13 protein-coding genes are annotated in these 12,416 nt (G+C 59.6%); 7 read left to right on the forward strand and 6 right to left on the reverse strand.

What is annotated here, in order from left to right; all coding sequences use genetic code 11:
* The first annotated feature begins 205 nt into the window (after window positions 1-205).
* Window positions 206-580: a phasin family protein gene (locus CWI66_RS06415; RefSeq protein ID WP_100731234.1), complete on the forward strand. Its 375-nt coding sequence runs from the start codon at window positions 206-208 to the stop codon at window positions 578-580.
* 100 nt (window positions 581-680) lie between these two features.
* Here CWI66_RS06415 and hda read toward each other — a convergent pair whose 3' ends face one another.
* Together hda and CWI66_RS06425 are read right to left on the reverse strand one after the other, a co-directional pair.
* On the reverse strand, window positions 681-1,385 hold the full coding sequence (hda, locus tag CWI66_RS06420; protein WP_100731235.1) for a DnaA regulatory inactivator Hda: 705 nt from the start codon (window positions 1,383-1,385) through the stop codon (window positions 681-683).
* Complete coding sequence (locus CWI66_RS06425; RefSeq protein WP_100731236.1) at window positions 1,382-2,485, reverse strand: AI-2E family transporter; 1,104 nt, start codon at window positions 2,483-2,485, stop codon at window positions 1,382-1,384. The genes hda and CWI66_RS06425 overlap by 4 nt, the downstream gene beginning before the upstream one ends.
* 192 nt (window positions 2,486-2,677) lie before the next feature.
* Here CWI66_RS06425 and purM point away from each other — a divergent pair, with 192 nt between their 5' ends.
* Window positions 2,678-3,757, forward strand: coding sequence for a phosphoribosylformylglycinamidine cyclo-ligase (gene purM / locus CWI66_RS06430; RefSeq protein WP_039182255.1), 1,080 nt, complete (start codon window positions 2,678-2,680; stop codon window positions 3,755-3,757).
* Window positions 3,754-4,497, forward strand: a complete 744-nt coding sequence (gene purN, locus CWI66_RS06435) for a phosphoribosylglycinamide formyltransferase (RefSeq protein WP_100731237.1) — start codon at window positions 3,754-3,756, stop codon at window positions 4,495-4,497. The genes purM and purN overlap by 4 nt, the downstream gene beginning before the upstream one ends.
* Window positions 4,498-4,596: 99 nt before the next feature.
* On the opposite strand, the gene dcd is transcribed toward purN, so the two are convergent.
* From dcd to cobA, 4 genes are all read right to left on the reverse strand, one after another.
* Window positions 4,597-5,163 carry a dCTP deaminase gene (dcd, locus tag CWI66_RS06440; RefSeq protein ID WP_016914023.1) on the reverse strand — a complete coding sequence of 189 codons (567 nt, stop codon included), beginning with the start codon at window positions 5,161-5,163 and terminating at the stop codon, window positions 4,597-4,599.
* 11 nt (window positions 5,164-5,174) lie between these two features.
* On the reverse strand, window positions 5,175-5,975 hold the full coding sequence (gene apbC, locus CWI66_RS06445; protein ID WP_016914024.1) for an iron-sulfur cluster carrier protein ApbC: 801 nt from the start codon (window positions 5,973-5,975) through the stop codon (window positions 5,175-5,177).
* 153 nt (window positions 5,976-6,128) lie between these two features.
* Entirely contained in the window at window positions 6,129-6,947 is an 819-nt protein-coding gene (locus tag CWI66_RS06450) for a kinesin (protein WP_100731238.1), read from the reverse strand.
* A 179-nt stretch (window positions 6,948-7,126) separates the two neighbouring features.
* Window positions 7,127-7,960, reverse strand: coding sequence for a uroporphyrinogen-III C-methyltransferase (gene cobA / locus CWI66_RS06455; protein ID WP_100731239.1), 834 nt, complete (start codon window positions 7,958-7,960; stop codon window positions 7,127-7,129).
* Between the two features lie 273 nt (window positions 7,961-8,233).
* Between cobA and CWI66_RS06460 the strand changes: the two genes are divergently transcribed.
* From CWI66_RS06460 to CWI66_RS06475, 4 genes are all read left to right on the forward strand, one after another.
* Window positions 8,234-9,145, forward strand: coding sequence for a GGDEF domain-containing protein (locus CWI66_RS06460; protein WP_016914027.1), 912 nt, complete (start codon window positions 8,234-8,236; stop codon window positions 9,143-9,145).
* A 30-nt stretch (window positions 9,146-9,175) separates the two neighbouring features.
* Window positions 9,176-9,514: a 4a-hydroxytetrahydrobiopterin dehydratase gene (locus CWI66_RS06465; protein ID WP_016914028.1), complete on the forward strand. Its 339-nt coding sequence runs from the start codon at window positions 9,176-9,178 to the stop codon at window positions 9,512-9,514.
* On the forward strand, window positions 9,515-10,705 hold the full coding sequence (locus CWI66_RS06470) for an amino acid aminotransferase (RefSeq protein ID WP_100731240.1): 1,191 nt from the start codon (window positions 9,515-9,517) through the stop codon (window positions 10,703-10,705). It abuts the gene before it with no gap.
* A 218-nt stretch (window positions 10,706-10,923) separates the two neighbouring features.
* Window positions 10,924-12,408: a uracil permease gene (locus CWI66_RS06475; protein WP_016914030.1), complete on the forward strand. Its 1,485-nt coding sequence runs from the start codon at window positions 10,924-10,926 to the stop codon at window positions 12,406-12,408.
* The last annotated feature ends 8 nt before the right edge of the window (window positions 12,409-12,416 follow it).

The following is a 12,416-nucleotide window of genomic DNA, read 5'->3' on the forward strand; positions in this document are numbered from 1 at the left end:
TCCACACAGCATGGAGGGCAAGAGGCGATTGCGCCATGTTGCACTGCACAAAAACAGCTGTTATGCTGCAAAGCAAGATGAGGTCAGCAGTTGCAGTAGCGATTTCAGGAACGCGGTTGCTGAGCCTTGAATATTGGATTGCCCTACTCGATCAGCAATCCGTTTGCCCAAGACTTTGCCCAAGACAAGGCCAGGAGACATCACCATGCGTACCTTCAACACCAACGAAATGACTCAGCAGTTCGACAACCTGTTCATGGCACCTGCCCGTGCTTACATGACCCTGAGCATCGACTACTCTGAAAAACTGCTGAAAGCCCAACTGGACGCGAACAAAGCGTACGTGGACACCGGCATCGCTCAGGTGCGTCAGCTGATGAGCGTCAAGGATGCCGATGGCCTGCGCAGCTACATGGAAAGCCAGCAAAAAGTGGCCAAGGACCTGGCCGAGCGCGTCAAGGGCGACGCTGACAAGGTGGTATCGCTGCAGCAGGATTTCCTGCAGAAAAGCCAGAAGCTGACCGAAGAAAACGTCAAGCAGGCTCAGGCAGCCGCCAGCAAAATGAGCAAGAGCGCCTGATCAAACGCCAGGCTGGTGGCACGTGAGTGAGGCCAGCCCAACGTAAAAAGCCCCGAGCACGCTGTGCTCGGGGCTTTTTCATGGCGCCTGCCAATGATGTCTACCAGTTGAGTGCGCCTTTCACGAAAGGGATGGTCAGCTTGCGCTTGGCCGACAGCGACGCCTGATCCAGGGTCTCCAGCGCCCGACACAGCTCGCCAAGCTCTCGGGGGCCGCGATGCAGGATATACCGCCCCACGTCGTCGGGTAACTCCATTCCCCTGACCCGAGCCCGCAGCTTCAAGGCGGCCAGGCGCTCCTGGTCATCCAGCGGGTGAAGATGAAACGTCACCCCCCAGGTCAACCGTGAGGCCAGGTCCGGTAGCACGACGTCCAGCCGCCTGGGCGGCGCATTGGCGGCGATCAAGAGCGCTTTGCCAGCATCTCGCAAGCGATTGAACGCATGGAACAACGCCTCTTCCCAACGCTTGCGCCCGATGACGTATTCGAGGTCGTCGATGGCCACCAGGTCAAGGCGCTCGATATCCTCCAGCATCAGCGGTGGGAAATGGCCCAGGTCGGCCAACGGCAGGTAAAGGGCACGCTTGTCCTGATCCGACGCCGCGTGGCAGGCCGCCTGCAAAAGATGACTACGGCCGCTGCCCGGCGCGCCCCAAAGATAGATGAACGGCTCGGCGTCTGGCGACAGCTGTTGCGTCAGATGCTGCACCAGAGCTGCATTACCGCTCGAGGGATAGTAATTGTCCAGCGTTGCGTCATCACGCAACCCCACCCCGAGCGGTAACTGTGCCGGCAATCGGCTCATGAAGACTCCCTTTTGTCCTGGAGACCCAGTTCGTGCGGCGGTAACGTCGACTCCAGCGTCTCATCATACAAGGCACTGTTCTGGTAACGCTCTTTGACTTCCTTGAGCAGCACCATGATGACCGAGGCCGCCGGCAAGGCCAGAAGCACCCCGGTCAGGCCAAACAGATTGCCCCCCGCGAGTACCGCAAAAATGACCGCCACCGGGTGCAAGCCAATCTTGTCACCCAGCAATTTGGGCTGCAGCACGACACTTTCGATGACTTGCCCCAGGCTGAATACCCCCAGCACTCCCAACAGCGCCCACCAGCTGTCGAACTGGAACAATGCCACCACCAAGGCACTGCTGAGCCCAACGATGAACCCCAGAAAGGGGACGATGCTCACCAGGCCAGAAATGACACCGATCAACAGGCCAAAATTCAGCCCCATCAGGGTCAGACCCACCGCATAAATAATGCCCAGGCACAGCATGACCAGCAACTGCCCCCGCAGGAAAGCCGCCAACACCTCGTCGCAGCGCTTGGCCAACCGAGTGGCGTCATCGACCCAGTGGCGTGGAATCAAGTCGATCAGATTGTTCAGCAACCGGTTCCAGTCGAGCAACAGGTAAAAGGTGACCACCGGGATCAACGCCACGTAGGTCACCCACGTGGCAAACGCCATGCCCGAACGGCCGATCTGACCAAGCGCCTGGGCCAGGTAGCTACCGGCATCGCGCCAATTTTCAGCCAGGGTCTCCTGAACATTGTCCAGTTCGGAACGCAGGTCATACCCCGTCCACTCCTGCACCTGCGGGGCCAGGTAGTTTTCCACCCAGTCGAACACCCCCGGCACCATCTCCCCAAGCTGCTTGATCTGCTGGATGACCAGCGGAATCAGAATCAACAGACTGATGGCCAGCACCAGCAATAAAATGAGGAATACGCTACTGACCGCCCACACCCGCTTGAGACCCAGCCGCTGAAAATAGTTGGTCAACGGGTCTGCCAGGTACGCCAGAATCAGTCCGGCAATGAAGGGCATCAAGACGGCATCCAGCAAATACACAACGCCAACCAGGGCCACCAAAAACAGGATGCCCCACCACGAATGTCGCATTTCACTCTCTCCTTCCCGGATAAACGGTCAGCGTCAAGCAATGAATAGTAACAAAACCTGGCCAGCACGCATCTGATAACGTGTCCATCGGTGCGACTTACGTCGCGCAGTGATACAATCGCAGGCTGTTATCGCTCCGGCACTGGCAATTTGCCAGCACAATCGCTTTGCATAGGCTTCACAGGACCCGTCATGACCGAGACCTCCTCTTCCCAGTCGACTCCCTCTCTCAGCTACAAGGACGCAGGCGTCGATATTGATGCAGGCAATGCCCTGGTGGACCGCATCAAGCATGTGGCCAAGCGCACGTCACGCCCGGAGGTCATGGGCGGCCTCGGCGGTTTCGGCGCCCTGTGCGAGCTGCCTGCGGGTTACCGTCAACCGGTACTGGTCTCTGGTACCGACGGCGTAGGCACCAAGCTGCGTCTGGCCATGGACCTGGGCAAGCATGACACTATTGGGATCGACCTGGTAGCCATGTGCGTCAATGACTTGATCGTGGCCGGTGCCGAGCCGCTGCTGTTTCTCGACTACTATGCCACGGGCAAGCTGGACGTGGATATCGCCGCCGACGTGGTCACCGGCATTGGTGCAGGCTGCGAACTGGCCGGCTGTGCCCTGGTGGGCGGCGAAACCGCCGAGATGCCCGGCATGTACGAAGGCAACGACTACGACCTGGCCGGCTTCTGCGTTGGCGTCGTGGAGAAAGAGGAGATCCTGGACGGCAGCAAGGTTGCCGAAGGCGACGTGCTGCTGGGCCTCGCCTCTTCCGGCCCTCACTCCAACGGCTACTCCCTGATTCGCAAGATCCTCGAAGTCAGCCAGGCGTCGCTGGAAGAGCAGGTGGACGGCAAGCCGCTGAGCGAGGCACTGATGGCCCCCACGCGCATCTATGTGAAATCGCTGCTCTCGATGATGCGTGAAACGGAGCTGGCGGTGCATGCGCTGTCGCACATCACCGGCGGCGGCCTGTTGGAAAACATTCCCCGCGTGCTGCCCGACCACCTGGCGGCACAGATCGACCTGACCACCTGGCAGCGCCCGGAAGTATTCAACTGGCTGCAAGCCAAGGGCAACGTCAACGAAACCGAAATGCACCGCGTGCTGAACTGCGGCATCGGCATGGTGGTGGTAGTGCCTGCGAGCCAGGCGGAAGCCGCCAAGGCTCACTTGCAGGCTCAAGGTGAAACCGTGTACCAGATTGGTCACATCGTGGCACGCGAGGACGAGGCTGTGGTACTGAACAACCTCAAGGCAGGCCCGCAGGCATGAGCAGTACCGAGTACAGCACGGACACCCTCAACGACCTGACCCCGGACCCCGTGGGAGCGCGCCGTGTGGTGGTGTTGATCTCCGGCAGCGGCAGCAACCTGCAGGCCTTGATCGATGCCCAGCAGCACGACCGTCTGGGCGGCGAGATCGTCGCGGTCATCTCCAACGAGCCGGACGCTTACGGTCTGAAGCGCGCCCACGAAGCGGGTATCGAAGCGGTGGCTCTGCCCCACCGTGAATACGATAGTCGCGACGCCTACGACGGCGCGCTGATCAAAGTGATCGAACGCCATGAGCCGGATCTCATCGTTCTGGCGGGCTTCATGCGGATTCTGACGCCACGCTTCGTACAGCGCTTCCTGGGCAGAATGCTCAACATTCACCCGTCGCTGCTGCCTGCCTACCAGGGCCTCAACACCCACGCCAGAGCCTTGGCCGATGGCGTTGCCCAGCATGGTTGCAGCGTGCATTTCGTCACCGAAGAGCTGGACGGAGGGCCGGTGGTCTTGCAAGCCGAGCTCGCCGTCACCGCCGACGACAGCGTCGAGACCCTCAAGGAGAAGGTCCATGCCCGTGAACACCTGATCTTCCCGATTGCCGTTCACTGGTTCCTTGAAGGACGCTTGCAGTACACCGCCGAAGGCGCACGCATGGACGGCCACCTGTTACCGCCCCATGGCATGCGTCTTTCCCATGCGGATGCCGCCGAAGAACTGGACGAAGAAGCCAACGACGCCTGACCCATCGTGGCATCCAACTCAAAACGCCCTGATGCATGACTGCATCAGGGCGTTTTTCTCTTGCCATCTGACAATGGCTGATCGATCAGGCCTTCCCAATCACGTTCTGGGCAAGGTTACCCCACGCTGACCCATGTACTTGCCGCCGCGATCCTTGTACGAGGTTTCGCAGACCTCGTCGGATTCGAGGAACAGCATCTGGGCAACGCCTTCATGGGCATAGATCTTGGCAGGCAGGTTGGTCGTGTTGGAAAACTCCAGCGTCACGTGGCCTTCCCACTCCGGCTCCAGCGGCGTCACGTTGACGATGATGCCGCAGCGCGCGTAGGTCGATTTACCCAGACAAATGGTCAGCACGTTACGCGGAATACGGAAGTACTCCACCGTGCGCGCCAGCGCGAACGAGTTGGGCGGGATGATGCACACGTCCCCTTTTACATCGACGAAGCTTTTGTCATCGAACGACTTGGGATCGACAATCGCCGAGTGGATATTGGTAAACACCTTGAACTCATCGGCACAGCGCACATCGTATCCGTAGCTGGACGTGCCGTAGGAGATCACCCGCTGATCGTTGACGTAGCGCACCTGCTCGGTTTCGAAGGGCTCGATCATGGCATCGCTCTGCGCCATACGGCGGATCCACTTGTCTGATTTAATGCTCATCGGTTACTTCATCACTCGCTAAAGGAAATCGTCGGGCCACCGGATTGATGGGCGTTGACGGACTGCGCCACCTGACGGGCAATCTCGGCAAACGTTTGGCTCACGGAACTCTCCGGCTCGGCAACCACGCTGGGGCGCCCGGAGTCGGCCAATTCACGGATCGACAGCGTCAGCGGCAGCCGACCCAGCACCGTCGTGTCGTACTCTTCGGCAATGCGCTCGCCACCACCGGTGCCAAAGATCGCCGCTTCATGGCCGCACTGTTCGCAGTGGTACAGGCTCATGTTCTCGACTACCCCCAGCACAGGCACATTGACCTTGCGGAACATTTCGATGCCCTTGCGAGCATCCAGCAGTGCGATGTCTTGAGGCGTCGTCACGATCACGGCACCCGATACGGCCACTTTCTGCGCCAGCGTCAACTGGATGTCGCCGGTACCGGGCGGCATGTCGATCAGCAGGAAGTCCAGGTTGTCCCACTGGGTCTGGTTGAGCATCTGCTGGAACGCCCCCACGACCATGGGGCCACGCCATACCATGGCATCTCGGGTATTGACCATGAACGCCATCGACATGGCCTGGATACCGTGCGCTTCCAGCGGCAGAAACGTGTTGTTCTCCCCGGCCTGAGGGCGCACCCCTTCCTTGACGCCCAGCATCTGCGCCTGACTGGGGCCATAGATATCAGCGTCCAGCACGCCTACGCGATAGCCCTGAGCCGCCAATGCCAGCGCCAGATTCACGGTCACGGTCGATTTGCCGACACCGCCCTTGCCCGAGGCCACGGCCACGATATGTTTCACACCATCCATCAATGGCTCTCCCGTTGTTGAATACCTGCATGGTCTGGCGGGAATGATACTCCTCCACCGCCCATTTCTAAACCGACAAAAACAAAAGCGGGCATGGGAAGCCCCGTGCCCGCTCTTGGAAGAACACGATGGCCTCAGCCATCGGAACTCCGTTTACTGCGCTTGCGTATCGTCAGCGTCAGCGTCGTCGCCCTCGCTCTCTTGATCACCTGACAGGTCAGGCACCTCATCGTTGGCGGCGTCATCCACGTGCAGGCGGTCGCCTAGCGCGGCCAGCTCTTCACGCCATTCACGTAGCTGGGTTTCCAGCCGCTCCAACTGCTCTTCGCGAGTCTCGATATCGCGCTCGACGTTGGCGACTTCTTCGCGTCCGATGTCCAGCGCCACCATCAGATCATCCATTTCACTGCGCACCTGGCTCAGGCTCTCTTCTTCCTCTTCGCGCAGCTGGGTCATGGACTCGATCTCGGACTGCATCGCATCGCGCTCGCTGATCACGCTATCACGCTCCTCCTGCAGCGACTCCAGCTCGCTCTGCTGGCTGGCAATCTGCTCTTCCAGCTCGGCCAGGCGCTCGCTGGCCTCGTTGACCTGGGACTCCAGCTCTTCCAGACGCGACTGCACGGTACTTACCTCGCCCTGGGCGGAAGCCAGCGTCTCGGCCGCTTCCTCCTGCTGTTGCGCCAACAGGGCTATTTCTTCGCGCATGGCCGTCAGGTCTGCTTCGGCTTCTTCGACCTCAGCCAGACGCTGGCTCAGCTGGGCATTTTCCTGCTCGACACTATTCAGCTGACCTTCCAGCCGCTCGACGCGATCACGATGGGTGCCTGCATTGGACTGCGCCATGATGGCCCATATCACCGCAATGGCCGCGATACCGGCAATCCCCTTGACGCGGTTATCCTGAAACAGCGTCTTCATATCGGGCTTGCCAGCAGGTGTTTGCGGCTCTGGGTGGTTTGCTTCTGACATGCTGCATCCCTCTCTTCGCTTGGCTGCTGGTAATAGCAACGTGAGTGACAAAACGTTCGTTACCATCAACGATCGTTTCTAAAAGTAGTCCCTATCAGCATACACAGCCACCCGCATATCGCCAGCCGTCCACCGGGATAGCGCGCTTTCTCTTGTTTTCTACGCGCATGACAATCACGTTATGGCCGCTGCGCTTTACAAAAATGGCTATCTTCGCCAAACCCCTGAGCGCTCCCCTGCTCCGCCTCGAACCACGACAGCTGCGCATGCAGTGTCACCACGCTTCCCACGATCAACAGCGTGGGCGGTTGGATAGCGCCTTGCAGAAAAGCCTTGGGCAGATGCCCCAGCGTACCCGTGTGGGTCTGCTGCTGACGCGTGGTACCTTGCTCGATCAGCGCCAGCGGCGTTTCTGGCGCTAGACCATGGGCCATCAACCCCTCGCAAATCGACGTCAAATTACTCAACCCCATATAGAACACCAGGGTCTGGCCAGGCTGTGCCAGGGTAGGCCAATCGAGGTTAAACTCGCCCTGCTGCAAATGCCCGGTCACGAAACGCACGGATTGCGCATGATCACGATGGGTCAGCGGTATGCCGGCATAGGCAGCGCAGCCAGATGCCGCCGTAATACCGGGCACGACCTCTACCTCGATGCCCGCTGCCACCAGGGTTTCGAGCTCCTCGCCACCGCGACCAAAGATGAAAGGGTCGCCACCCTTCAGTCGAACCACCTGTTTGCCCTGTCGGGCCCAATCCACCAGCGCTTGATTGATCCCCTCCTGGGGAACACTGTGGGATGAACGCGCCTTGCCCACATAGTAGCGCGCCGCTTCCGAGGGTAGCAGCGCGATGATTTCATCACTCACCAAACGATCATAAAGCACCACCTCGGCGCTCTTGAGCCGCCGGTAAGCTTTCAATGTCAGTAAGTCCGGGTCGCCAGGCCCTGCGCCTACCAGACTGACACGACCAGCACTTGGCTGGGAGCTCGTGGCTACCATGGTCGTCATCCCCCCTTCATGTATTGGCTGCGTGCCCAAAACCGCCACCAAAGTAATAAAAATAATGATTTATATACAAAAAAGTAATTTTAAACCGAATTGCTCATGCTGCACAGGCCAGACAACGCAAAATCACAAAATATAGAATTAAAAATATTTTTTTAATTCCAAAAAATTATCAATAAAAGACAATTTGTCAGCAATGGCTTACATCCCATTTACCTTTTTAGGGCTAATCTTTACGGCTAACTTATAATAGGCCTATTGTCTGGAGATTCACGCATGCCCGTGAATGAGGCACCCGTTACTGCAAATCCCGGCACCGTTGGCTCGGAAGAGTTGATCAGCAGTATTCCCGGGGTCATTTTTCGATTTTATCGTGCCCATAGCGGGCACATGTGCTTTCCCTATATGGAAGGCGGCGGCATGGCGCTTGCGTATATCGACAAGCATCAGCTTGCTGAAGATGCCCAGCCCTTGCTGGAGCAACTCACCGGCAGCGACTACCCCAGAATCATGTCAGCCATCGAGCGCTCGGCACGCTGGATGCTGCCGCTGACCACCCGCTTTCAGCTGCCCTTTCCCGAGGACAACCCGCGCTGGATTGCGGTCAGTGCCACCCCGGAGCCCTTGACCAACGGGGTGCGCTGGAGTGGCATCATGATGGACATCACCGAGCAGGTGCTGGAAGAGCAGCGCCTGCGCCGACTGTGCGACACCGACCCGCTGACCGGCCTCGCCAATCGGCGCAAGTTGATGCTGCAACTGACCCATTTGAGCTCCCTGAGCACGCGCCATGGCTCTCCTCTATCGGTGATGATGATCGATATCGATCACTTCAAGCAGCTCAATGACGCCTGGGGGCACCTGCAGGGCGACAAGGTACTCAAACAGCTGGCCACATTGACCACGTCGCTGCTGCGCTGTGAAGACATCGTGGCCCGCCTGGGAGGTGAAGAGTTCATGGTACTGTTGCCGCTTACCTCGCTGCAGCAATGCCATGCGCTTGCCGACCGCCTGCGCAAAACCATCGCCGAACACGATTTCGGCATTGGCCAAGCCAGCGTCACGCTGAGCATCGGCGTGGCGGAGTACCGTTGCGGCGAACCCCTGACCAGCCTGATGGAGCGCGCGGATCAGGCACTCTATCGTGCCAAGGAGGTTGGCCGGGACTGCGTGCGTCTTCTACCCTGACGCTATACTGATCGCGCCCGGAGACCGACCATGCAAAGCCTCGCTCGCACTGCCTTCCAGCCCGTGTCGTCAGATGCCATGCCGCTCGCTCATGAGGCATGCCAACCCCATCTGGCCACACTTCCAGAGTGGCAGATTATCGAACACGATGGCATCATGAAGTTGACGAGACGCTTTGCGTTTCGTGATTTCGCCGATGCGTTGACATTTACCCAACGGGTCGGTGAGGTCGCCGAGCAGGCTGGGCATCATCCGGTCATTGTGACCGAGTGGGGGCGCACCACCGTGACCTGGTGGACGCATACCCTGCGCGGCCTGCATCTCAATGATTTCATTCTTGCCGCCAGAACCGACGAGGTAGTCGAATAAATGTTTGAGCAAATTGAGCGAGTCCCTGGAGACGCCATTCTCGGGTTGATCGAAGCTTTCAAGAAAGACACCAATCCGCAGAAAGTGGACCTTGGTGTCGGTGTGTATCGTGACGCAGCGGGCAATACCCCGGTCATGCGCGCGGTCAAGGAAGCAGAAGCTCGCCTGCTCAAGAATGAAACCACCAAAACCTACATTGGCTCCCACGGTGCCCCCGCTTATGGCGATGCCGTGCTGCCCATGGTACTGGGTGCCGACTCACCGGTACTGGAAGCCAAGCGTGCCAGCGCCACGCAGTCACCGGGTGGCACGGGTGCCCTGCGCCTGGCGGCAGACTTCATCGCCAACCAGCTACCGGGCAAGGGCATCTGGGTCAGCGACCCCACCTGGCCCAACCACCACGGCATCTTCACCGCGGCAGGCATTGCACTGCACAAATACCCTTACGTCGATGCCGAGAACCGTCTGGATTTCGCGGGCATGTTGGCAGCCCTCAAGCAGATCCCCGAAGGCGACGTGGTCGTGCTGCATGCCTGCTGCCACAACCCCACCGGCTTCGATCTTTCTCAAGCGCAGTGGCAGGAAGTCATGGCCGTTCTGCAAGAGCGCAAGCTGCTGCCGCTGATCGACTTCGCCTACCAGGGCTTCGGTGAAGGTCTGGACGAAGACGCCTACGGCGTTCGTTTGCTGGCTGAAAACCTGGATGAAGTGATCATCACCAGCTCATGCTCCAAGAACTTCGGCATCTACTGCGAGCGCACTGGCTGCCTGATTCTGGTGGCCAAGAACGCCGAGCAGATGGAGAACGTTCGCTCCCAGGCGGCCATCGTTGCCCGGGAAAACTACTCCAACCCGCCCGCCCACGGCGGCGCCATCGTCAGCGAAATCCTCCACGATGCCGAGCTATCCGCCCTGTGGCGTGAAGAGCTGACGGAAATGCGCGACCGCATCAACACTTTGCGTCGCGATTTCGTCGAAGCGCTGAAGCCTTACGGCTTGGCGGAAAAATACGCTTGCGTGGCCGAGCAGCGCGGCATGTTCTCCTACACGGGCCTGACTCCGGAACAGGTAGACCGCCTGCGTGACGAGTTCGGCATCTACATGGTGCGCTCGGGCCGTGCCAACGTGGCAGGTTTCTCCCACGAGAATCTCCCCTACCTGGCCAAGGCCATCGCGGCAGTCAACGACTGATCTCACGCACTGACGTATCACGCCCGGGCCTTGGCCCGGGCGTTTTTGTTTCGAAAGATCAACCTCTTGAACAATGATGTGTACAATTGCGCCTTCGCCGCCAGAGCCTGGGGCGCCCGCGCGGCGTCCGTGACAACGCAACGCTTGACCGATTAGTCAAACATTCGGCACACTCAGCGTAGCCTTGTATACAACACACCATAACCGAGAGGCACAACATGGCGGCTGCCAGCACTCCCTACCCCTGGTACAAAAAAGAAGATACCGACGCTTTCTTTGCGCTGTTTCAGAACAACATCGCCAATTTCGTCATTATCGCCATTACCATGCTGGGCATGGGTTTCCCTGCCTCCATCGTGTATGGGCAGGTGCTGCCAGGGGCGGCGGTCGCCGTCATGGTGGGCAACTTCTACTACGCCTGGAGCGCCGCTCGCCTGGCGCGCAAGGAGAACCGCAGCGACGTCACGGCGCTCTCCTACGGTATTTCCACGCCGGTGATGTTCGTCTTCCTGTTCGGGGTGCTGCTGCCCGCCAAACAGCTGACCGGCGATGCCGAACTCGCCTGGAAAGTCGCCGTAGCTGCCTGCTTCATCAGCGGAGCCATCGAAGCGCTGATCAGCGTCGTGGGCCGCTGGGTACAGTATCACCTGCCCCGAGCCGCCATGCTGGGTGCCGTGGCAGGCGTTGCGCTGACCTTCATCGCCGGTGAAATGCTGTTCAAGACGCTGGAAATGCCGGTCATTGGCCTGCTGGTGCTGGGGATCATCATCGTGGGCCTGGTCGCTAGGGTGAGCATGCCCTTCAAGCTCCCCACCTCGCTGTTTGCCATCGTCATCGGGACGACCATGGCCTACCTGATTGGCGATGCAGGCACCGAGCGCTTCAGCGATGCCTTCACCCACTTGGGGTTCTACCCCTTGCTGCCCAATCTCGCCTGGTTCGAAGGGCTGGGCCTGCTGTTCACCGGCATGCTGGCCGTCCTGACCGTGGTGCTACCCATTACCCTGTACAACGCCATCGAAACCATGAACAACGTCGAGGCCATGGAAGCCGCAGGCGACAAGTACGATGTGCGGGAGTGCCAGGCCGTGGATGGCGCGGGCACCATGATCGGGGCGCTGTTTGGGGGCGTGTTTCCTACCACGGTCTACATTGCCACGGTGGGCGCCAAATGGATGGGCGCAGGGCGCGGCTACAGCCTGCTGAACGGCGCCGTCTACGCGCTGGCCACCATGTTCGGCCTGATTGCTGCCCTGGCGGCCATCATCCCGGTCTCCGTCGTGGCGCCTATTCTGGTGTTCGTGGGAATGTCCATGATCGCCACTGCGTTCCAGGCCAACGATACCCGCTACTACCCAGCCATCGCCCTGGCGATGCTGCCCTACTTCGCCAATTATGTGATGACGCGCTTCAACCGGGGAGCCGGTGAGGTGGTCAGCGACATCTCCAGCGCCATCGTCGTGCTGGGGCAAGGCGCCATGTTCATGGCCATCCTGCTGGGCGCCATGACCGTGTCGGTGATCGACCATCAGTTCCGCCGGGCAGCGGCCTTTGCCGCCATCGCGGCGGGCTTTTCATTCGTTGGCCTGATGCATGCACCGCAGCTGGCCTTCAATGCGGCCCCCGACTTCGTCATGGGCTACCTCGCCATGGCGCTGCTGTTCCTGTACTTCTCGTTTCAGGAATCACGCCGCCTGCACTGAACCTGTCG

It is taken from the genome of Halomonas sp. 141 (assembly GCF_002810305.1).
Classification (GTDB): domain Bacteria; phylum Pseudomonadota; class Gammaproteobacteria; order Pseudomonadales; family Halomonadaceae; genus Vreelandella; species Vreelandella stevensii.